At 74.8% G+C, this 20,430-nt stretch carries 18 protein-coding genes; 12 read left to right on the forward strand and 6 right to left on the reverse strand.

All coding sequences use genetic code 11. The features are described 5' to 3' along the window. Nucleotides 1-22 precede the first annotated feature (22 nt). Nucleotides 23-595 carry a cadmium resistance transporter gene (locus ACIBSW_RS30540; RefSeq protein WP_404799513.1) on the forward strand — a complete coding sequence of 191 codons (573 nt, stop codon included), beginning with the start codon at nt 23-25 and terminating at the stop codon, nt 593-595. Between the two features lie 18 nt (nt 596-613). Here ACIBSW_RS30540 and hrpB read toward each other — a convergent pair whose 3' ends face one another. Continuing rightward, nucleotides 614-3,100 (reverse strand): ATP-dependent helicase HrpB, encoded by a 2,487-nt coding sequence (gene hrpB / locus ACIBSW_RS30545; RefSeq protein WP_354726325.1) that lies wholly within the window; start codon nt 3,098-3,100, stop codon nt 614-616. 134 nt (nt 3,101-3,234) lie between these two features. Here hrpB and uraD point away from each other — a divergent pair, with 134 nt between their 5' ends. From uraD to ACIBSW_RS30575, 6 genes are all read left to right on the forward strand, one after another. Then, the gene (gene uraD / locus ACIBSW_RS30550) at nt 3,235-3,744 is read left to right on the forward strand and encodes a 2-oxo-4-hydroxy-4-carboxy-5-ureidoimidazoline decarboxylase (protein WP_354726281.1); all 510 of its coding nucleotides are present in this window, start codon (nt 3,235-3,237) and stop codon (nt 3,742-3,744) included. Beyond that, on the forward strand, nt 3,731-4,072 hold the full coding sequence (gene uraH / locus ACIBSW_RS30555; RefSeq protein ID WP_354726279.1) for a hydroxyisourate hydrolase: 342 nt from the start codon (nt 3,731-3,733) through the stop codon (nt 4,070-4,072). Before uraD ends, uraH begins: the two co-directional genes overlap by 14 nt. A 3-nt stretch (nt 4,073-4,075) precedes the next feature. Continuing rightward, the gene (gene pucL, locus ACIBSW_RS30560) at nt 4,076-4,936 is read left to right on the forward strand and encodes a factor-independent urate hydroxylase (RefSeq protein ID WP_354726277.1); all 861 of its coding nucleotides are present in this window, start codon (nt 4,076-4,078) and stop codon (nt 4,934-4,936) included. Nucleotides 4,937-5,074: 138 nt separating this feature from the next. Continuing rightward, on the forward strand, nt 5,075-6,622 hold the full coding sequence (aceB, locus tag ACIBSW_RS30565; protein ID WP_354726275.1) for a malate synthase A: 1,548 nt from the start codon (nt 5,075-5,077) through the stop codon (nt 6,620-6,622). Nucleotides 6,623-6,624: 2 nt separating this feature from the next. Then, on the forward strand, nt 6,625-7,773 hold the full coding sequence (locus ACIBSW_RS30570; RefSeq protein WP_354726273.1) for a DUF6986 family protein: 1,149 nt from the start codon (nt 6,625-6,627) through the stop codon (nt 7,771-7,773). Nucleotides 7,774-7,805: 32 nt separating this feature from the next. Beyond that, nucleotides 7,806-9,734, forward strand: a complete 1,929-nt coding sequence (locus ACIBSW_RS30575) for a HEAT repeat domain-containing protein (RefSeq protein ID WP_354726271.1) — start codon at nt 7,806-7,808, stop codon at nt 9,732-9,734. On the opposite strand, the gene ACIBSW_RS30580 is transcribed toward ACIBSW_RS30575, so the two are convergent. After that, on the reverse strand, nt 9,731-10,246 hold the full coding sequence (locus ACIBSW_RS30580) for a hypothetical protein (protein ID WP_354726269.1): 516 nt from the start codon (nt 10,244-10,246) through the stop codon (nt 9,731-9,733). The genes ACIBSW_RS30575 and ACIBSW_RS30580 overlap by 4 nt on opposite strands. A 144-nt stretch (nt 10,247-10,390) precedes the next feature. Between ACIBSW_RS30580 and allB the strand changes: the two genes are divergently transcribed. The 3 genes from allB to ACIBSW_RS30595 are packed head-to-tail and all read left to right on the forward strand — an operon-like array spanning nt 10,391 to nt 13,356. Next, nucleotides 10,391-11,704, forward strand: a complete 1,314-nt coding sequence (allB, locus tag ACIBSW_RS30585) for an allantoinase AllB (RefSeq protein ID WP_354726267.1) — start codon at nt 10,391-10,393, stop codon at nt 11,702-11,704. Beyond that, nucleotides 11,704-12,705: an allantoicase gene (gene alc / locus ACIBSW_RS30590; protein WP_354726265.1), complete on the forward strand. Its 1,002-nt coding sequence runs from the start codon at nt 11,704-11,706 to the stop codon at nt 12,703-12,705. Before allB ends, alc begins: the two co-directional genes overlap by 1 nt. A 60-nt stretch (nt 12,706-12,765) precedes the next feature. After that, nucleotides 12,766-13,356 carry a dihydrofolate reductase family protein gene (locus tag ACIBSW_RS30595; RefSeq protein ID WP_404799502.1) on the forward strand — a complete coding sequence of 197 codons (591 nt, stop codon included), beginning with the start codon at nt 12,766-12,768 and terminating at the stop codon, nt 13,354-13,356. 11 nt (nt 13,357-13,367) lie between these two features. Here ACIBSW_RS30595 and ACIBSW_RS30600 read toward each other — a convergent pair whose 3' ends face one another. Continuing rightward, on the reverse strand, nt 13,368-14,153 hold the full coding sequence (locus ACIBSW_RS30600; protein WP_404799503.1) for a transglutaminase family protein: 786 nt from the start codon (nt 14,151-14,153) through the stop codon (nt 13,368-13,370). A gap of 46 nt (nt 14,154-14,199) precedes the next feature. Between ACIBSW_RS30600 and ACIBSW_RS30605 the strand changes: the two genes are divergently transcribed. Further along, on the forward strand, nt 14,200-15,297 hold the full coding sequence (locus ACIBSW_RS30605) for a methyltransferase domain-containing protein (protein WP_354728099.1): 1,098 nt from the start codon (nt 14,200-14,202) through the stop codon (nt 15,295-15,297). Here the strand turns inward: ACIBSW_RS30605 and ACIBSW_RS30610 are convergent. From ACIBSW_RS30610 to ACIBSW_RS30620, 3 genes are all read right to left on the reverse strand, one after another. Further along, nucleotides 15,294-15,947, reverse strand: coding sequence for a response regulator transcription factor (locus tag ACIBSW_RS30610; RefSeq protein ID WP_354728101.1), 654 nt, complete (start codon nt 15,945-15,947; stop codon nt 15,294-15,296). The genes ACIBSW_RS30605 and ACIBSW_RS30610 overlap by 4 nt on opposite strands. Continuing rightward, a complete protein-coding gene (locus ACIBSW_RS30615) occupies nt 15,935-17,230 on the reverse strand; it encodes a sensor domain-containing protein (RefSeq protein WP_354728103.1) in 1,296 nt (431 codons plus the stop codon). The genes ACIBSW_RS30610 and ACIBSW_RS30615 overlap by 13 nt, the downstream gene beginning before the upstream one ends. A 70-nt stretch (nt 17,231-17,300) precedes the next feature. Continuing rightward, entirely contained in the window at nt 17,301-18,878 is a 1,578-nt protein-coding gene (locus ACIBSW_RS30620) for a phospholipase D-like domain-containing protein (RefSeq protein WP_354728105.1), read from the reverse strand. 132 nt (nt 18,879-19,010) lie between these two features. On the opposite strand from ACIBSW_RS30620, the gene ACIBSW_RS30625 reads away from it, so the two are divergent. After that, nucleotides 19,011-20,405 (forward strand): hypothetical protein, encoded by a 1,395-nt coding sequence (locus ACIBSW_RS30625; RefSeq protein ID WP_354728107.1) that lies wholly within the window; start codon nt 19,011-19,013, stop codon nt 20,403-20,405. Nucleotides 20,406-20,430: the final 25 nt, after the last annotated feature.

The raw sequence follows: 20,430 nt of genomic DNA on the forward strand, positions 1-20,430 counted from the left end.
GGTGCTCGCCCAGGCGGCAGGCATGTTCGCGGTGACCAACGTCGACGACCTGCTCCTGCTCGCGGTGTACTTCGGCCGGACCGCCGGCCACCACGCGGCCGCCTGGCGGATCGTGGTCGGTCAGTACGCGGGCTTCCTCGCCATCCTCGCGGCCTCCGTGCTCGGCGCCCTCGGCGCCGGGCTGCTGCCGGACGCCGCGATTCCGTACCTCGGCCTGCTGCCGCTGCTGCTCGGCATCCGGGCGGCGTGGACGGTGTGGCGCGACCGGCATCGGCCGGACGACGGCGAGGCGGCGGAGCCCGGCGACGCGGCGGGACCGGGAATCTGGCAGGTCGCCGCCGTGACCTTCGCCAACGGGGGCGACAACATCGGCGTGTACGTGCCGGTGTTCGCCGTCGCCGGGGTCGCCGGCATGACCGTCTACGCGACCGTCTTCCTGATCGGCGTCGCGGTGTGGTGCGCGGCCGGCTGGTTCCTCGCCACCCGGCCGCCGGTCGCGAAGGTCCTGTCGCGCTGGGGCCACCTCGTCCTGCCGGTGGTCCTCATCGCGATCGGCCTGGTCATCCTGGTCGAGGGCGGCGCCTTCGGGCTGTGACCGGCGCCGGGCGGCCGGTCAGGGCGAGCGGCGGTTGACCCGCCGGGTCGGTTCGGCGGTGGTCGGATCCTCGGGCCACGGATGTCGGGGATAGCGCCCGCGCAACTCCGCGCGGACCTGGGGATAGCCGGTCGACCAGAAGGACGCCAGGTCCCGGGTCACCGCGACCGGGCGGCCGGCGGGGGAGAGCAGATGCAGCAGGACCGGTACCCGGCCGTCGGCCAGCCGCGGCGCCTCCCGCCAGCCGAAGGTCTCCTGCACCTTGACGGCCAGGACCGGCGCCGCCGGGTCGGCGTAGTCCACCCGCACCTTCGAGCCGCTGGGCACCGGCAGCCGCTCCGGCGCCACCTCGTCCAGCCGCCCGGCCACCGACCAGGGCAGCAGACGGCGCAGCGCCCCGGCGGTGTCGATCTTCGCCAGGTCGGCGCGGCGGCGGACCGGGCCGAGCGGCAGCCAGTCGTCGAGGCGTGCGAGCAGGGCGTCGTCGTCGACGGCCGGCCAGGGCTCGCCGAGCGCGGCGTGTGCGAACGCCAGCCGCTCGCGCAGCTCGGTCGCCGGCCGCGACCAGGTGAGCAGGCCGAGGCCCTCGCGGCGCAGGCCCTCGACGACGGCCGCCTGCACGTCGGCGGGGTCCGGGCGGTCGATCCGGCGTTCACTCAGGACGATCGCGCCGAGCCGGTCGACGCGCCGGGCGACCACGTCGCCGTCGATCCAGCCGATCTGGTCGCCGGTCTCGCGCAGGGTGACCGCGGCCTCGACGGCGCTCGCCTCGTCCAGCGGCGCGGCGCTGCGGATCCGGGCGGTGCGCGCGCCCGGTGCCCGGTCCGCGTCCGCGACCGCCAGCCAGGGCGTGCCCGCCAGGCCGCTGCCGCCGCCGAGCTCCGCGGCGGTCCCGCCCGCCATCAGGTACGCGCTGCCGCCGGGTTCGCGGGCCCGGGCGACCCGCTCGGGGTACGCGAGCCCGATGATCAGCCCCGCCGCCAGGTCGTCCGGCAGCCGCCCGCGCCCGCCGGGCCCGCCGGGCGGTTCCGGGTTACGGGTGATCGCCGCGGTGAGGCGGCGGACCTCCGCGCGCCAGCCGCCGTCGTCGTCGGCGCGGGCGCGGCGCCAGGCCGCGACGAGATCGTCCGCCGCCCGGTCGGCGTCCAGCAGCGCCACCACCTCGGCGGCCCGCCGGGCGCCGACCGCCGGCGCGCCGTCGAGCAGGGCGCGGGCGAGGCGGGGGTGCAGGCCCGCGTCCGCCAGCGCCCGGCCGCGTCGGGTGATCCGGCCCTGCGCGTCGGTGGCGCCGAGCGCCCGCAATGTGCCCGTCGCGGCCTGCATCGCGCCGGCGGGCGGCGGGTCCGGCAGGCGCAGGCCGGCGCCGTCGGGGTGGCCCCACAGCGCCAGGTCCAGCGCGAAGCCGGTCAGGTCGGCGGCCGCCACCTCCGGCTCGGGCTGCGCCGGCAGCCGGTCGTGCTGCGCCTGCGACCAGCAGCGGTACACCCGGCCCGGCGCCTCCCGGCCCGCGCGGCCGGCCCGCTGCGTCGCCGAGGCGCGGGACACCGCGACCGTGACCAGGGCGCCGAGGCCCCGGCCGTGGTCCATCCGGGGCACCCGGCTCAGGCCCGCGTCGACCACCGCGCGGACGCCGGGCACGGTCAGGCTGCTCTCCGCGACCGCGGTGGCCAGCACCACCCGGCGCACCGGGCTGGGCCGCAGCGCGGCGTCCTGTGCGGACGCCGGCTGCCGGCCGTGCAGGCTCACCACCTCGGCGTCGGCGCCGCGCAGGCGGGACGCGACCGTCTCGATCTCCCGGGCGCCGGGCAGGAAGACCAGCACGTCGCCCTCGCCGTCGGCCAGGGCCCGGCGGACGGTGGCGGCCACGTGGTCGAGCAGCTTCGGATCGACGCGCAGGCCGAGCGGCGGCGCGACGGGCCGCGGTGGCGGGCACCAGTTGACGTCGACCGGGTGCAGGGCCGCCTTCGCCTCGACGACGGGTGCGCCGCCCAGGATCTCGGACAGGCGGTGTGACTCGGCCGTCGCCGAGGTCGCCAGGACCCGCAGGTCCTCCCGCAGCGCGGCGCGGACCTCGATCAGGAAGGCCAGGGCGAGGTCGGTGTCCAGGTGGCGTTCGTGGCACTCGTCCAGCACCACGACCGCCGTGCCGGCCAGCTCCGGGTCGCGCTGCAGCCGGCGTACCAGGACGCCGGTCGTCACGACCTCGACCCGGGTCTCGGCGCTGACCCGCCGGTCGCCGCGGACCGTGTAGCCCACCCGGCCGCCGACCTGCTCGCCGAGCAGGGCCGCCATGCGGCGGGCCGCCGCCCGGGCCGCGACCCGGCGCGGCTCCGCCACCACCACCCGGCCGGCCGGCTCCGGCCCGGCCAGGGCCAGCGGGACCAGGGTCGTCTTGCCGGTGCCGGGCGGCGCGACCAGCACCGCCGCGCCCGCGTCCGCGAGGGCGGCGCCCACCGCCGGCAGCACGGCCCGGATCGGCAGGTCGGGCAGGGACTCCGGGGCGATCAGCACCGGACAAGTCTCGCGCACGGCGGCCGGCCGGGCGGCGGCGCGGGCCGGTCGTGTTAATTTGCGGAAAGCAGTGCAAGATCGGATGGTGGACTGCTTGACTGGCCGTCCGGGAAAACAGGGGGTGAGCGGTGGACCGGATCCAAGTTCTCAACTCCCTGCCCGCCGAGAAGCTCGAGGCGGATCTGCTCGCCGTGTGCGCCGCTCCCGCCTGGGGCAGAGCGGTCGTCGCGCGGCGCCCGTACCCCTCGACCGCGGCGGTGCTGGCCGCGGCCGACGCGGCCGCGCGCGAGCTGAGCTGGGACGAGGTCCTGCTGGGGCTCTCCGCGCATCCGCGGATCGGTGAGCGGGCGCAGGGCGACTCGAAGGAGGCGGCGTGGTCGCGCCGCGAGCAGTCGGCGGCCGCGAGCAGCGCGGACGACGAGACCCGGGCCGCATTGACCGCCGCGAATCACGCCTATGAGGACAGGTTCGGCCACGTCTTCCTGATCTTCGCGAGCGGCCGGACCCAGGAGGAGATCCTGGCGGCGGCGCTGGCCCGGATCGGCAACGACGAGCAGACCGAGCGGGCCGTCGTCGCCGGCGAGCTTCGCAAGATCGCCCTGCTGCGGCTGGAGAGGCTGCTGGATGCCCTCGACTGACGGCACGATCTCCACGCACATCCTGGACACGGTCACCGGCGATCCGGCCCGCGACGTGCCCGTGCGGCTGGAGCGGCGCGACTCGGACGGCTGGCGGCCGATCGGGGAGGGCCGCACCGACGACGACGGCCGCCTGCGGCACCGGGTGCCGCCGCACGACTGGCAGGCGGGCGGCTACCGGTTCGTCTTCCAGGTGGAGCACTACCTGGGCGGCGACGCGTTCTTCCCGGAGATCACCGTCGCGTTCCACGTGCACGATCCGGACCGGCACTACCACGTGCCACTGCTGCTGAGCCGCTACGGCTACACCACCTATCGAGGGAGCTGACGCGTGGCGATCGTGTTGGGCGGCAACCGCTACGGCAAGGCGGAGACGCGGCTGGTCCGCGTCACCCGGACCGGCGACACCCACGCTCTGATCGACCTGAACGTGAGCATCGCGCTGTCCGGCGAGCTCGCGGCGACCCACCTGACCGGCGACAACGCCGGCGTGCTGCCCACCGACACGATGAAGAACACGGTGTACGCGTTCGCCCGCGAGCACGGTGTCGGCTCGCCCGAGGCGTTCGGGCTGCTGCTCGCCCGGCACTTCGTCGCCACCCAGCCGCAGGTCACCGCCGCGGTGGTCGGCCTGGAGTCGTTCGGCTGGGAGCGGCTGGGCCCGCACTCGTTCCGGCGGGCGGGCGACTTCGTCCGGACGGCGACGGTCACCGTCTCGCCGGCCGGTGAGCAGGTGGTGTCCGGGCTCAAGGACCTGGTGCTGCTCAACTCGACCGCCTCGGAGTTCCACGGCTTCCCGCGCGACCGGTACACGACGCTGCCGGAGACCACCGAACGGATCCTGTCCACCGCGGTCGACGCCCGCTGGCGGCACCGGTCGGCCACCGCCGACTGGGACGAGTCGTTCGAGGGCGCGAAGGACTCGATGGTCAACGCGTTCGTGAACACCTACAGCTACTCGTTGCAGCAGACCCTGTTCGCGATGGGCACGCGGGTGCTGGACAGCCGTTCCGAGATCGCCGAGATCCGGCTCGCGCTGCCCAACAAGCACCATTACCTCGTTGATTTGTCCCCATTCGAGCTGGAGAATCCGAACGAGGTGTTCATCGCCGGCGACCGGCCGTACGGCCTCATCGAGGGCACGGTGACCAGGGACGACGTGCCGCCGGCCGCTGCAGAGTGGTATCTGTGATCGGTTGCACAGCGCCGGAGGCGGGAAGAACCGCAGAACTTTCCCAACGCAAAAGGATAGTGAAAGTCCGTAAGGTGCGGAACGCCCTGGGGCCTATACGGTAACCGGAGATTCGCGTTTCGAGGGGAGTCGCAGACCGTGACCGAAATTCTGTCCGACGAGGCCGTGGCGTTCGTCGCCGATCTTAACCGGCGATTCCGGCCGCGCCGCAACGAGCTGCTCGCTGCCCGCGCCGCCCGCCGTGCCGAGATCGCCGCCGGCGGCACGCTCGGGTTCCTGCCCGAGACGGCCGACATCCGGGCCGGTGACTGGACGGTGCCCGCCGCGCCGGCCGACCTCACCGACCGGCGGGTGGAGATCACGGGCCCGACCGAGCGCAAGATGACCATCAACGCGCTCAACTCCGGCGCCAAGGTGTGGCTCGCCGACCTCGAGGACGCGAACACCCCGCACTGGGCGAACGTGGTGGACGGCCAGCGCAACCTCTACGACGCGATCCGGCGCACCATCTCGCTGGAGACGCCGGCGAAGACCTACTCGCTCGGCGACGGGCCGTACCCGACCATCGTGATGCGCCCGCGCGGCTGGCACCTCGACGAGCGGCACCTGCCCGTCGACGACGAGCCGGCCGTCGGCGCGCTGGTCGACTTCGGGCTCTACTTCTTCCACAACGCCGCCGAGCTGCTCAGCCGCGGCAGCGGGCCCTACTTCTACCTGCCCAAGATGGAGTCGCACCGCGAGGCCGCGCTCTGGAACGACGTCTTCACCTACGCGCAGGAGGCGCTCGGCATCCCGGTCGGCACGATCCGGGCCACCGTGCTCATCGAGACGATCCCGGCCGCGTTCGAGATGGACGAGATCCTGCACGCGCTGCGACCGCACATCTCGGGCCTCAACGCGGGCCGCTGGGACTACCTGTTCAGCATCATCAAGTACTTCCGGGACAACCCGAACATGGTGCTGCCGGACCGCGCCGCGGTGACCATGACGGCGCCGTTCATGCGGGCGTACACCGAGCTGCTCGTCTCGACCTGCCACCGGCGCGGCGCCTTCGCGATGGGCGGGATGGCCGCGTTCATCCCGAGCCGCCGCGACCCCGCGGTCAACGAGGTCGCCCTCGCCAAGGTCCGCGAGGACAAGGAGCGGGAGGCCGGCGACGGCTTCGACGGCTCCTGGGTCGCGCACCCCGACCTGGTGCCGGTCTGCCGGGAGATCTTCGACCGGGTGCTCGGCGACCGCCCCAACCAGCTCGACCGCCGCCGTGACGAGGTGTCCGTCGACGCCGCGCAGCTGCTCGACGTCGCCGCGACCGGCGGCGCGGTGACCGAGGCCGGCCTGCGCGGCAACGTCTCGGTGGCGCTGCAGTACCTGGAGGCCTGGCTGCGCGGCAACGGCGCGGTCGCCATCTTCAACCTGATGGAGGACGCGGCCACCGCGGAGATCTCCCGCTCCCAGGTCTGGCAGTGGATCCACAACGGGGTGCGCCTCGACGACGGCACCCCGATCACCGCCGACCTGGTCGGGCGCCTCGAGGACGAGGAGCTCGTCAAGATCCGTGAGGCGCTCGGCGACCAGGCCTGGGCGGGCAGCCGCTTCGACGACGCCCGCAAGCTGTTCGAGCGGGTCGCCCTGGCCGACGACTTCGCGGACTTCCTGACGACGGCCGCCTACGACTCGATCGACTGACGATGCGGCTCGGTGACGACGACTACGCCGCCCTGGACGGCCGGCTCGCCGCACACGACGCGTTCCTGGCCACGCGGTACCCGGGCGAGCGCCCGGGCCGGCAGCCGGTGCACACGGTCTACATCCCGGCCGACCGCATCGACGGCTTCCGGGACTGGGGCGCGATCGCGCTGGCGGCGCTGGACGACCATCCGCCGCTGCCGTTCCCGGCCGCGCTGGCCGGCCGCGTCCGGGCCAAGCTCGTCACCGAGCCCATCGAGGACCTGCGGGTCGACTTCGAGGACGGCTACGGCGTCCGCGACGACGACCAGGAGGACGCCGCGGTCAAGGCCGCCGTCGCCGTGCTCTCGGGCGGCGCCCGGCCGCCGTTCGTCGGCATCCGGATCAAGTCGCTGGAGGCCGCGACCCGGCGCCGGGCGCTGCGCACCCTCGACCTGTTCCTGTCGCACTATCAGGAGCCGTTCGTCGTCACGCTGCCCAAGGTCAGCGGCCCGGACCAGGTCGCCGCGATGGTCTCGCTCTGCGAGCGGCTGGAACGCGGGTACGGGCTGAGCGCCGGCACGCTGCGGTTCGAGATCCAGATCGAGCTGCCGTCGGCGGTGCTGGGCGCCGACGGCACCGCGACGGTGGCCCGGCTCATCACGGCGGCCGACGGCCGCTGCACCGGCCTGCACTACGGCACGTACGACTACAGCGCGGCGGCCGGGGTCGCGGCGGCGTACCAGGCGATGGACCACCCGGTCGCCGACTACGCCAAGGCGGTCATCCAGGCCGCCGCGGCCGGCACCGGGGTGCGGCTCTCCGACGGCTCGACCAACATCCTGCCGGTCGGCACCGACGCGGCCGTGCACGGCGCCTGGGCGCTGCACCACCGCCTCGTCCGCCGGTCCCTGGAGCGCGGCTACTACCAGGGCTGGGACCTGCACCCGGCGCAGCTGCCGACCCGGTTCGCGGCCACCTACGCGTTCTTCGCCGACGGCGCGGACGCGGCCGCGACGCGCCTGCGCCGCTACCTCGACCGCCAGTCGGGCGGCATCCTGGACGAACCGGCGACGGCCCGCGCGCTGGCCGGCTTCCTGCTGCGCGGCCTGGACTGCGGCGCGCTCGACGACGTCGGCTTCACCCGCGAGGAGCTGTCCGCCTTCCGCTGACCGGGTGCGCGCGGATGGCATGATCGCGGGTCATGGCCAGCTCCGTGGATGTTCTCGCCGGTCTCGACGAGGTGGCGTGGGAGTCGATGACCCACGCGTACGGCGCCGCGACCGACGTGCCGGCCGGCCTGCGCGGGCTCGTCGACGCCGACCCGGCCGTGCGCGAGGCGGCCCTGGACTTCATGTACGGCTCCGTCCACCACCAGGGCGACATCTACGACAGCACGCTGGCCGCCGTCCCGTTCCTGCTGCGCGTGGCGGCCGACCGGCGCCCGCCGGGACGCGCCGCCGTGGTGGAGCTGCTGGCCGGCATCGGCAACGCCGAGCACGCCGGGGCGCTGACCGGGCAGGAGGCGCGGGCCGGCGCGGCGGTCGGCGCGGCGTACCCGATCTTCATCGACCTGCTGACCGACCGCGCGCCGGCGGTCCGCGCGGCTACCTGCACCGCGCTGCTCGCCTGCCGGGACCGCCCGGCGCAGGCCCGCGCCGCGCTGCGGCGACACTTCGACGAGGAGCCCGACGCCGGCGTCCGCGCGGCCGTCGTCGCCGCGGCCGCGGAGCTCGCCCGCCGGGCGGGCGACGGCGCCGCGACCGGAACCTGGCTCGCCGAGGTGCTCGCCGACGACCCGGACCACGGGGTACGCGCCGCCGCGCTGACCCAGGCGATGACGCTGACCGAACACGGCGGACCGCCGGTCGACGTGGAGACCGCGCTCGCCCTGCTGGCACAGCACGGCACCGGCCCGCGGCGGCGCCGGGCCGACCTGGGCGAGCTGGTCATCGGCCTGAGCAACTCGATGGGTGACCGGCTCGGTGCGCGGATGGACCTGCTGGTCGCGCTGCTGCGCTCGCCCGACCGCAAGCGCCGCGAGAGCGGTGTCCCCGCCGCGGGATACCTGGTCAACTGCTGGCGTGCCGACTACGCGCCGCTCGCCGCGCTCGTCGCCGAACAGGTGACCGGTGGCCGCGCGGCCGCCCGGGCCGGTGCCTGTCAGGCGCTCGGGATGATGGACGTGCACGCGGCGCCCGCGGCCGACGCGCTCGTCGCCGCGCTGATGAGCGCCGACCGGATCGTTCCGGATTCCGCCCGGGACGCAAAGGCGGCGTGGGTCGTCGCCTCGGGCTCCGGTGCCGTCGTCGGCCCGGCGCTGTCCGCGCTGGCCGGCACCGGCGATCCGCGCGCGCTGCCCATGCTCGCCTGGGTGCTCGAGACGGAGGTGGTGCCCCGCGGCGTCGGCGCCCTCGTGGGCCGGTACGGCGCCCGCGCCGCCGACCTCGCCCCGCTGATCGTGCGCCGCCGGCGGGAGCTGCCCGGCGACGACCAGCGCCGGCCGGATCTGATCGATGCGCTGATCCGGATCGGTCCGGCCGCCGCCGAGACCACCGACGATCTGCTGGCCGAGCCGCTGGACCGGGGCGCCACCCGGGCGCTGGGCGGCTTCGGCCCGGCGGCGCGGCGGGCCGAGCCGCGACTCAGGGAGATTCTCGTGACCGGGCACCGGGTCGAGGCGGCCTTCGCCGCCGCCGCGATCTGGCGGGTGAGCGGCGACGACACCGCGGCCCGGCAGGTGCTCGACCGGTACCGCGACGACCGGTACGGCAAGCGCGACATGACGTCGCTGATCGCCACGGTGGGCGCCCCGCTGGCCGACTTCGCGCCGTACCTGCGCGATCTGCTCCAGGACGAGGACTTCTGGGTACGGATGGACGCCGCCCGCGCACTGTGGTCCGCGGCCGGCGACGTCGACGCCACCGTGCCCGTGCTCGCGTACGGGTGGCGGGAGAGCGCGGACACCCGCCGGGCGACCGCCGAGGTGTTGGCACGCATGGGACCCGCGGCGGCGCCGGCCCGGCCACTGCTGCTGGCCGAGCTGCGGGAGCGCCGCCGATGCCTCACCCCGGTACGCGACGACGAGGACCTGTTGAGCCTGTGCCGCACGGCCCTGGAGGCGATCGGCTAACCGCCCGAGGAGCTGTTGAGCCCGGAGCCGGTGCTGCCGCGGCCGACGACGTTGGTCTTGACGGTGCCGTTGGACACCTTGCCGGCCGACGGCAGCTTGAAGGCGCGCCGGGCCGCGGTGTCGCTCGCCGGGAAGTAGTCGCCACCGTCCAGTTGCTCGCCCGGCGCCAGCCCCCTGGTGTAGTCGGGCGAATGCCAGAAGAAGTACGTCGGGCCCCAGTCGTTGTCCGCGCAGTACTCCTCGTCGACGATCTCCCCGACCCCGTCGGCGCAGTAGAACACCTCGTCGGCCGGCTCCCCGTCGCCGGACTCCTCGACGTAGTCGTCGTCGCCGGAGGGGCCGGCGTTGTCGTAGGCCGAGCCCTCGTATTCGGAGCTGGAGGTGTACGTCGGACCGTCGTCGTAGTCCGAGTCGTCGGAGTACCCGGAGTCGCAGGCGGCGGCGCCACCGGCGGCGAGCGCGAGGAACGCGGCGGTCAGCGCCACGTTCCGGGAGGCCATCCGTCGGGTCATGGCTCTTCGTGCTCCGCCCTCGTCCGTGCCGGAACCGCCCCTGCGGCCGCGATCTTGGCGCATCGTGCCACAGCGCCGCCAGAGGAGTGGGGCAGCTTCCGGCGACCTGGCCGCCCGGGGACGCGCGGCGGTTAGGCTCGGCCCATGGTCGATCTCGTGCTGCGGTCCCGCCGCGTCGTCGCCGCGGGCGGCGAGCGCCCCGCCGCGGTCTCGATCAGCGGGGGCCGGATCGTCGCCGTCGACGATCACGGCGCGGCGCTCGAGGCCGCCGAGGAGGTCGATCTGGGCGACCTGGCCCTGCTGCCCGGGCTGGTCGACACCCACGTGCACGTCAACGAGCCCGGCCGCACCGAGTGGGAGGGCTTCGCCACGGCGACCCGGGCGGCCGCGGCGGGCGGGGTGACCGCCATCGTGGACATGCCGCTCAACAGCCTGCCGCCGACCGTCGACGCCGCCGCCCTGGCGGTCAAACAGGACGCCGCGCGCGGCCGGATCCACGTCGACGTCGGCTTCTGGGGCGGCGCGATCCCCGGCAACGCCGCCGCGCTGCCCGCCCTGCACGCCGCCGGCGTGTACGGCTTCAAGGCCTTCCTCGCGGACTCCGGCGTACCCGAGTTCCCGCCGCTGAGCCCCGACCAGCTGGGCGAGGCGCTCGCCGCGGTCGACGCGCAGTTCGTGGTGCACGCAGAGGACCCCGATCACCTGCACGCCGCCGCGTCCTCCCCGGCGTACGCGGACTTCCTCGCCTCCCGGCCGCCCGACGCCGAGCACGCGGCGGTGGCGACCGCGATCGAGGCCGCCCGGGTGGCGGGCGCCCGGGTGCACATCCTGCACCTGTCCGCGGCCGGCGCCCTGCCGCTGATCGAGGCGGCCCGGGCCGACGGCCTGCGGGTCACCGCCGAGACCTGCCCGCACTACCTGACCCTGGACGCCGCCGAGATCCCGTCCGGCGCGACCGAGTTCAAGTGCTGCCCGCCGATCCGGGACCGGGCCAACGCCGACCGGCTCTGGGCCGCGCTCGCCGCCGGCCTCATCACCTGCGTCGTCAGCGACCACTCGCCCTGCACGCCCGAGCTCAAGCGCCGGGAGACCGGCGACTTCGCGGCGGCCTGGGGCGGCATCGCCTCCGTGCAGCTCGGCCTGCCGGTGGTCTGGACCGCGGCACGGGCGCGCGGGCACACCCTCGCCGACGTGGTGAACTGGATGGCCCGGCGCCCCGCCGACCTGGTCGGGCTCACCGGCAAGGGCCGGATCGCCGTCGGCGCCGACGCCGACCTGGTCGCCTTCGACCCCGAGGCGAGCTTCACCGTCGACCCCGCCGCGCTGCACCACCGCAACCCCGTCACGCCGTACGCGGGAAAGGTCCTGACGGGCGTGGTGCGCACGACCTGGCTGCGCGGGCGGGCCGTGACCGGCGACGAACCCCGCGGCGTCTTTCTGACCCGGGAGGTCTCCTGATGGAAGAGTTCACGCTCCTGCCCGACCTGGCGTCGCGCACGTTCGGCGGCGGCGTGGTGTTCGCCAACGACGAGCTGTTCGCCGCCGCCGACCACCTGGTCGAGCCCGCCGCGCCGGTCTTCGCGCCGAAGACCTTCGGGCAGAAGGGCCAGGTGTACGACGGCTGGGAGACCCGCCGGCGGCGCCAGGCGGGCCACGACACGGCGATCGTCCGGCTCGGCGCGCCCGGCGTGGTGCACGGCGTCGACATCGACACGTCGTTCTTCACCGGCAACTTCCCGCCGCACGCCTCGGTCGACGGCTGCGCGCTGCAGGGCTATCCCGACCCGATCCAGCTCGCCGAGGCGCACTGGGTGCCGCTCGTGCCGCACTCGCCGCTCTCCGGCGACAGCCGGAACCTGTTCAACGTCGACTCCCGCCAGCGCTTCACCCACGTGCGGCTGAACATCTACCCGGACGGCGGGGTGGCCCGGCTGCGGGTGCACGGCGAGGTCGTGCCCGACCCGGCCCTGCTGCCGAGCGTCTTCGACGTGGCCGCGGCCGAGCACGGCGGCCGGATCGCCGGCTGCAGCAACATGTTCTACGGACACCCGCAGAACCTCATCCTGCCCGGCCTGGCCGGCTCGATGGGCGACGGCTGGGAGACCTCGCGGCGCCGCGACGACGGCAACGACTGGGTGCTCGTGCAGCTCGCCGTGCCCTCGGTGATCGAGCTGGCCGACCTGGACACCAGCCACTTCAAGGGCAACGCGCCCGGCAGCGCCACGCTGCGCGGCATCGACGCCCGTACCGGGCTGCTAGAGGAGCCGGGCGACTGGTTCGAGCTGCTGCCCCAGGTGCGGCTCTCGCCGGACACCCGGCACCGCTTCCCGATCCCGGCGGTGCCGACCGCGACCCACGCGCGGCTGGACATCTTCCCGGACGGCGGGATGGCCCGGCTGCGGCTGATCGGACGCCCGGACCCCGGGGTCCTGCGCGCCCGGTACGAGGCGGTGACGTAGAGAACCGCGCGCCGGCTCCGACCCAGGGGTGAAGCATCCACGGTGAAGGAGTTGAGGATCATGGCCAAGGTGGTCGCGGAGATGTCCATGTCGCTGGACGGGTTCATCGGCAACCCGCACGGCGAGGTCGACGAGCTGTTCGGCTGGTACGGCAACGGGCCCGTCGAGGTGCCGACGGCGAACGAGCACCTGACCTTCCGGGTCTCCGAGGCGAGCGCCGGGCACCTGCGGCCGGCGTTCTCCGGCGCGGTCGGCGCCCTGCTCACCGGCCGGCGCAACTTCGAGGCGTCGCAGGGCTGGGGCGGCGCGCACCCGGTCGGCGCGCCGGTCTTCGTGGTCAGCCACTCGATACCGCCGGGCTGGCCGCGCGCGGACTCGACGACGACGTTCTACGACGACGCGCTGCGCGCGCTGGAGGCCGCGAAGCGGGTCGCCGGCGACCGGATCGTCGCGGTGTCGACGCCGACGCTGACCCGGCAGTACCTCGACGCCGGCGAGCTGGACGAGATCGTGGTGTCGCTGGTGCCGGTGCTGCTCGGCGCGGGCATTTCGTTCTTCTCCGGCCTGTCGAAGACCCCGGTCCGGCTGGAGGACCCGCTGGTCGTCGAGGGCACCGGGGTCACGCACCTGACCTACCGCGTGCGCCGGTAGCCGGGCTCGCCCTAGGCGAGCTCGATCAGGGAGAGGTGGTCGTCGGCCGGCAGGTCGCCGCCGGCCACCGCGGTGATGAGCAGCTCCGGCATGGTCAGCCGGCCGGACAGGGTCGTCTCCAGCGCGGTGTCGGCGGCGTCGCGGCCGGTGGCGATGCGGATCAGGCTCTGCCGGGGCGCGAGCCGGGTCGCGTCCCAGACCGTCCAGCGGCCGTCCAGCGCGGCCTCGGTCACCAGGTGAAAGTCCATCGGGGACAGTCCGGGCGCGTAGACCGCGGTGACCCGGGCGGGCACGTTCAGCGCCCGGCAGAGCGTGGCGACGAGGTGTGCGTAGTCCCGGCAGACCCCGCGCCCGCCGAGCAGCGTCTCCGCCGCGTCGGTGGTCGGGCCGCTGCTGCCGGCCTCGTAGCTCAGGTGCTCGAACACCCAGGTGGTGATCGCCCGGACGGTGGCGGCCGGGTCGCCGGCGCCGCCGAACGCGGCGGCCGCGAAGCCGCCCAGCCGGTCGGACGGGCAGTACCGGCTGGGCCGCAGCGCGACGATCCGCTCGACGTCGGTGACGCCGGCCGGCTCGGGGCCGGACACCGCGACCTCGGCCGTGTACGTCACCGTCAGCGGGCCGCGGGGCGCCCGGATCAGGTGCAGCCGGCCGGGCAGCTCGACCGCGTCGACGGCGCCGGCGCCGTCGACGACCGTCAGGGTCTCGGCGAGCGGCCGGGCGGCGGCGATCCGCAGGACGAGCTCGGCCGGCTCGGTCACGTCGAAGCCGAGGGTCGCACCGATTCGGGAGTTGGTCACGGTCGCCACCGTATCCCCGAGTGCGCCGCGGCCGTACCGTTGAGGCGTGAGCGACCGGCGCCGACGCCTGGTGGAGGAGATCCGGAGCCACGGCGCACCGCTGACGCCGCGGCTCGCCGCGGCCTTCGCCGCCGTGGCGCGGGAGTCGTTCGTCGCCGCCGGTTTCCAGCGCCGCGACGGCTCCTGGGCCCGGCCCGGCTCGGCCGGCTTCCTCGATGCCGTCTACCGCGACGACGTGCTGATCACCAAGGTGAACGGCGGCGTGCCGGTCAGCTCGTCCAGCCAGCCCTCCCTGATGGCGATCATGCTGGACGCGCTGGACGTGCGCCCCGGCGACCGGGTCCTGGAGATCGGCGCCGGCACCGGCTACAACGCCGCGCTGCTCGCGGCCCTCGGCGCGCTGGTGACCAGCGTGGACGTGCAACCCGACGTCGCCGACCGGGCCCGGTCCGCGCTGGCCGCGGCGGGCTTCGACGGGGTACGGGTCGTCGTCGGCGACGGCTACGCGGGCGCGCCGGGCGAGCGCTTCGACCGCGCGATCGTCACCGTCGGCGTCGCCGGGATCTCTCCACAGTGGCTGGAGCAGGCGCAGCCCGGTCCCGTGGTGGCGCCGGTCGAGCACGCCGGCACCCATCCCGTCCTGGCGGTCCGGGGCCCCGCCGTCGGCCCGGTGACCGCGACGGTGATCTGCCCGTCCGGCTTCATGAGCGCCGCCGGCCCGCTCACCGCCGCGCATCCCCGCTCGCATCCGGCCCCGGCGCCGTCCGGGACCCTCGCCGAGGTCGCCGAGTTCGCGCCGCCGCGCTGGGGCGCCCAGCTGGACTCGATCGTCTACCGCGACCTCTGGTACGCGGCGGGGGTGTGGAGCGAGCGCGCCACCCACGCCGCGGTGCGCGGCCGCGACCAGAGCTGCCTGGTGCTGCTGGACGAGACCGGCACCGGCGGCGCGGCGGTCCTGCCCGACGGCGCGGTGCTGGCCGGCGGCGCGCGGGCGGCGGAGTACGGCGAGCGGGCGGTGGAGATCGTCGACCGCTGGGAGAAGGCCGGGCGGCCGCCGATGCAGGCCTGGCGGATCGGCCTGCGGCTCACCGGCGACCAGTCGGCGCCGATCTGGGCGCCCGCCACCTGGACGCTGGACCGCTAACCGCGCAGATAGGCCAGGACCGCAAGGACGCGCCGGTTGGTGTCCTCGGCCGGCGGCAGGTCCAGCTTCGCCAGGATGCTGCCGACGTGCTTGCCGACCGCCGCCTCCGTCACGAAGAGCCGCGCGGCGATCGCCGAGTTCGAGTGGCCCTCCGCGACCAGCGCCAGCACCTCGCGCTCGCGGGCGGACAGCGTCGCCAGCGGGTCCCGCGTGCGGCGCAGCAGCCGGCGGACCACCTCCGGGTCGACGACCGTTCCGCCGCCGAGGACGGTGCGCAGGGCGGTCACGAAGTCCTGCACGTCGACGACGCGGTCCTTGAGCAGGTAGCCGACCCGCCGGCCGTCGCCGGTGTCCAGCAGGGCCGACGCGTACTCCTCCTGCACGTACTGGCTCAGCACGACGACCGCCAGCCCGGGCCGCTCCTTGCGCAGGGCGACCGCCGCGCGCAGGCCCTCGTCGGTGTTGCTCGGCGGCATCCGGATATCCGTGATCACCAGGTCCGGCCGGTGTTCCGCGGCGGCCGCCAGCAGCGCCGGGCCGTCGCCGACCGCGGCCACCACCTCGAAGCCGAAGCGGGACAGCACCCCGGCCAGGCCCTCGCGCAGCAGCACGCCGTCCTCGGCCAGCACCACCCGGGTCAGCTCCGGCACGGCAGCTCCGCCCGGATCAGCGTCGGTCCGCCGGCGGGGCTGGCCAGCAGCACTCGCCCGCCGACCGCGGCCACCCGGTCGGCCAGCCCGGTCAGGCCGGTGCCGCCCGCCGGGTCGGCGCCGCCGTGGCCGTCGTCGCGGACCTCCAGCACCAGCATGCCGCCGGTCTGCGCGAGCAGCAGGTCGGCGCGGTTCGCCCCGCTGTGCCGGACCACGTTGGCCAGCGCCTCGGAGGCCACGAAGTAGGCGCAGCCCTCGACGTGCGGCGCGGGGCGGGCCATCCCGTCGGCCACCGTGACCGTCACCGGCAGCGGCGACCGGCCGCCGAGCTCGCGCAGCGCGGCGGGCAGCCCCAGGTCGGCCAGCGACTGCGGCCGGATGCCGTGAATCAGCTCCCGCAGCACCACCATCAGCTCCTTCGCCTCGTCGTGCGCCTGGGCCAGCGGCGCCGCCGCCGGCGAGTCCTCCGGCACGTCCAGGCGCGCCATGCCGATCTGCAGCGTAAGGCTGGTCAGCCGGTGCTGGGCGCCGTCGTGCAGGTCCCGCTCGATCCGGCGGCGCTCGGCCTCGAACGCGTCGGCCAGCCGGGCCCGCGACTGCGCCACCTCGCGCAGGGCGGCGCCGTCCCGGTCGCCGAGCAGGGCCCGGGCCGTCGCCGCCTGGCCGGCCGCGATCAGCCCGAGCAGGTGCGCGAGCACCGGGACGAACAGCAGCCCGAAGATCGACAACGGGATCGCCTCGGCGGTCGAGTTCACCGTGAACACGCCGAACTGCCAGGAGTCGGTGCCGGTCGCCGCGAACAGCGGGCTCACGATGCAGCCGATGTCGATCAGTGCCAGCAGCGCGTACACGCCGTAGACGACCGGGACGACCAGGCCGAGGATGACCGCGTAGAGCACCTCGCGCCAGGTGGCCGCCTCGGTGTACCGCAGCCGCAGCCAGCTCACCGGGTTCGGCGCGGCGACGCGGTGCGCCGAGCGGATCGGGCGCCGGTCGACCACGGCCAGGCGCCCGCGCTCGACCGCCGCCAGGGGGATCGCCACCAGCGGGCCGAGCCCGGCGAACAGGACCAGGGCGGTGACCATCAGGAACAGCAGCGGCCCCTCCAGCATCCGGCCGTCGTGCAGCCGCAGCACGGCCGCCAGCCACGGCAGGATCAGCGTGCCCACCGCCATCCCGGTCAGCGCGGCGAAGGGCAGCGTGGTGATGACGTAGAGCAGCGCCCGCCACGGACCGGCGGAGAGCAGGTAGCGGGCCTGCCAGGGTTCCTCGTTTGTTGACACTGCGTCACGGTAGCCAGCACGGGCCGCCCGGTCCCAGCCGTCCACGGCTAGTTCCGGGGTATGCCTGGCACTACCATTCGCCGGCCCGGCGGGCCCGCAGGGGCCGTCCGTCCGGGTCGTAGATCAACCGATATGCCGGTACCGCCCAGAGTCGCTGATACCAGGGCAGCCGGGTCGTGCGGTGCGGCACGAGCCGCCCCGGTGGGCGCGGTCCCCGTCGCCCGCCGGCATGCCAATCCCGTACGGCGTCCGCGGTCTCGTTGATCACCCGCAGCGCCGCGGCCGGGTCGACCAGGTCCTTGTCGTCGGCGCGGTCCAGGTGCTCGCGCAGCAGCGCGAGCCGCAGGTCGCGGGCGTAGGTGCGGGCGCCGTCGCCGAGCCCGGCCGGATCCGCCGGCGCCCGGTCGTCGGCGGTGCGATCCAGCACGGCGCAGGACAGCTCGCTGTCGTGGGTCCACGAACGGCGGTTGAAGTTGTCGCTGCCCGTGCTCGCCCAGACGTCGTCGACGACGCAGACCTTGGCGTGCACGTAGACCGGGGTGCCCTCGTGGTTCTCCACGTCGAAGACGTGCACCCGCTCGGGCGCGGCCCGGCGGCACAGCTCGATGGCCTTCTCGCGGCCGACCTGGTTGGGCGGCAGCGCGAAACGGCCGTCGACGTCCGGGTGCCGCGGCACCACCGCGACCAGGTGCAGCTCCGGATTGTCGTTGAGGGCGTCCGCGAAGAGCCGGGCCACCTCCGTCGACCACAGGTACTGGTCCTCGAGGTAGATCAGCCGACGTGCCCGTTTGATGGCCTTCGTGTAACCGCGGGCGATGCTCTGCTCGCCGAGCCGGGCGAAGCCGTAGGCCGGCCGCATCGCCGGATAGGTGCGCAGCACCTGGATGTCGTGCGGGCCGCATTCGGGCGGGTCCGGCGGCTGAGGCGGCAGCCGGTCGGGGTGCAGGTCGGCGTGGCGCAGCGTGTCCTGCACCGTGGCGATCGGGCCGTGCTGGTCCAGCGGCGCCCGGTCGGTCCAGCGCTCCCGGAACGACAGATCCAGGGCGCCGACCACCGGGCCGCGCAGCGCCAGCTGCACGTCGTGCCAGGGCGGGTTCTTGCCGTACGCCGCGGCCATGGCGATCGGCTGCCGGTCGCCGCGATGGTCCGCGTCGTCGCGCCGACCGTGGCACAGGTCGATGCCGCCGGCGAACGCGATGTCCCGCTCCGGTGCGCCGATGTGCCGCAACACGACCAGCTTCTGGTGATGTGAGCCACCGCGCCGGACCCGCTGGTCGAGCAGCACCTCGCCGCCGGCGGCCGCGATGTCCTCGCCGAGGCTGCGGTTCTCCTCCTCGCTGTAGGCCAGCTTGTCCAGGTGTGAGCGCCAGAGCAGGCCCTTGACCACGACGCCGCGCCGGGCCGCCGCGGCGAACAGCTCGGCGACGGCCGGCCCGCCGTCGCGCATCCGCTCGTCGGGGTCGCCACGCCAGTCGGTGAAGAACAGGTGGTCGCCGTCGCCGAGCGCCTCCACCTCGTCGACCAGCCGGTCGAAGTACGCGCTGCCGTGAATGAGCGGCTCGACCGTGTTCGCGGGGCACCAGGCGGGTATCCGGGAGTCCGGGTTGCCGCGCTCGTCCGCGGACAGGAACCAGTCCTCCAGTGACACTGGGTAGCCTCCCCCGGGGTAGTCGTCGCCTCACCGTAAGCCGCACCGCGGCGCCGCGCACCCGTAGTCGATACCGACGTGTGACGGATAGGGGGCAGCGGGGGCCCGAGGGCCTCATTCATACTCTTCGTCATGACGGGGGATCCGGGTTACAGCAGCGCAATTATCGAGGTCCCGCAGGCCGAGGCGGCCGCCGGCACCACCAAGGTCGTGTGGTCGCCGACACACGGTCCGCTCAACGTCGTGGTGCCGCCGGGCACCGTCGACGGCGCGGTCGTCTGGGTGCAGACCGCGGCCGGAAACGTGGCGGTCACCGTCCGGGTCTCCGCGCCGTTCCCGCCGCCGCCGCCCTTCGCCGGCGTCCCCGCCTCCGGCCCGCCCATGCCGGGCTACCCGCCGCCCGGCCAGCCCGTGCCCGGCTATCCGCCGCCCGGCCAGCCCGTGCCCGGCTATCCGCCGCCCGGCCAGCCCGTGCCCGGCTATCCGGCGCCCGGCCAGCCCATGCCGGGCTACCCGGTGCCCGGCCAGCCGTTCGGTGGCCCGCAGGCGTACGCCGGGCCGCCGACGGCCGCGCCGGGCCACGCCTGGCGCAACGCGCTGATCGGTGGCACGCTCGCCGTCGTCCTGGTGCTGGGCTGCTGCGTGGGGGTCCGGGTGTTCGGCGGCGACGACGACAACCAGGCCGGCAAGCGCACCGGCGGCACCTCGACCGCGGCGCCGGAGCCCACCCAGGTCAACCCGGAGCAGTACGTGCAGGCCCTGGCGTCCGCCGACACGGCGATCGGCGCGAGCTTCGGCACGCTGAAGACCGCGGACAGCGCGGCCTTCGCCAAGGCCGCACCGGCCGCCGCGACCACGATCCGCGCCGAGACCGAGAAGCTGCGCGCGATCGAACCGCCGTCGGGCGCCGAGACGGCGCACGAGCAGCTGACGCTCGAGCTGGGCAGCATGGGCGACATGATCGAGGAGTCCGCCGCGGCGAAGCCCGACTGCCCGGCCGCCTCGCCGTGGAACTCGCTGCTCCAGTCCGGCTGGGCCGAGGGGGTCCGCGAGGACGCCAAGAAGCTCGCCGTCGCCGACCCGCGGTACAAGTTCGGCGAGTTCCTGCCGGCCGCGCCGAAGGAGACCAACCGCCGGCTGAAGACCGGCAAGATCATCAAGCGCTCGAGCTCGGGCGGCCTCGGCCACCTGAAGATCAAGAACGGCGCCGACGACGCCGCGATCAGCCTGGTGCCGGCCAAGGGCAAGAAGCCGAAGCCGCTCTTCACGGTCTACGTCCGCGGCGGCGACAACTACACGGTCAAGGGCGTCCGGGACGGTACCTACCGGGTGTACACCGCGTCCGGCGCGGACTGGAACGCGGCCAAGAAGGGCTTCACCCGGGACTGCTCGTTCAGCAGGATCGACGACACGTTCAAGTACGCCACGACGTCCCGGACGTACTCGATCTGGGAGGTCACGCTCACCCCGGTGCTCGGCGGCAACGCGAAGACGAGCGAGATCGACCCGAACTCCTTCCCGAACTGAACATCTGTAATTCGCCCTATCCCGG

It is taken from the genome of Actinoplanes sp. NPDC049668 (assembly GCF_044465445.1).
Classification (GTDB): Bacteria; Actinomycetota; Actinomycetes; order Mycobacteriales; family Micromonosporaceae; genus Actinoplanes.

Excerpts from the sequence above, each read along its gene's own strand:
- ACIBSW_RS30595 (WP_404799502.1), top strand. The coding sequence starts at position 12,766 with ATGGCCAAGGTGGTCGCGGAGATGTCCATGTCGCTGGACGGGTTCATC.
- ACIBSW_RS30580 (WP_354726269.1), bottom strand. The coding sequence starts at position 10,246 with ATGACCCGACGGATGGCCTCCCGGAACGTGGCGCTGACCGCCGCGTTC.
- allB (WP_354726267.1), top strand. The coding sequence starts at position 10,391 with ATGGTCGATCTCGTGCTGCGGTCCCGCCGCGTCGTCGCCGCGGGCGGC.
- ACIBSW_RS30570 (WP_354726273.1), top strand. The coding sequence starts at position 6,625 with ATGCGGCTCGGTGACGACGACTACGCCGCCCTGGACGGCCGGCTCGCC.
- ACIBSW_RS30540 (WP_404799513.1), top strand. The coding sequence starts at position 23 with ATGTTCGCGGTGACCAACGTCGACGACCTGCTCCTGCTCGCGGTGTAC.
- ACIBSW_RS30625 (WP_354728107.1), top strand. The coding sequence starts at position 19,011 with ATGACGGGGGATCCGGGTTACAGCAGCGCAATTATCGAGGTCCCGCAG.
- alc (WP_354726265.1), top strand. The coding sequence starts at position 11,704 with ATGGAAGAGTTCACGCTCCTGCCCGACCTGGCGTCGCGCACGTTCGGC.
- uraH (WP_354726279.1), top strand. The coding sequence starts at position 3,731 with ATGCCCTCGACTGACGGCACGATCTCCACGCACATCCTGGACACGGTC.
- ACIBSW_RS30575 (WP_354726271.1), top strand. The coding sequence starts at position 7,806 with ATGGCCAGCTCCGTGGATGTTCTCGCCGGTCTCGACGAGGTGGCGTGG.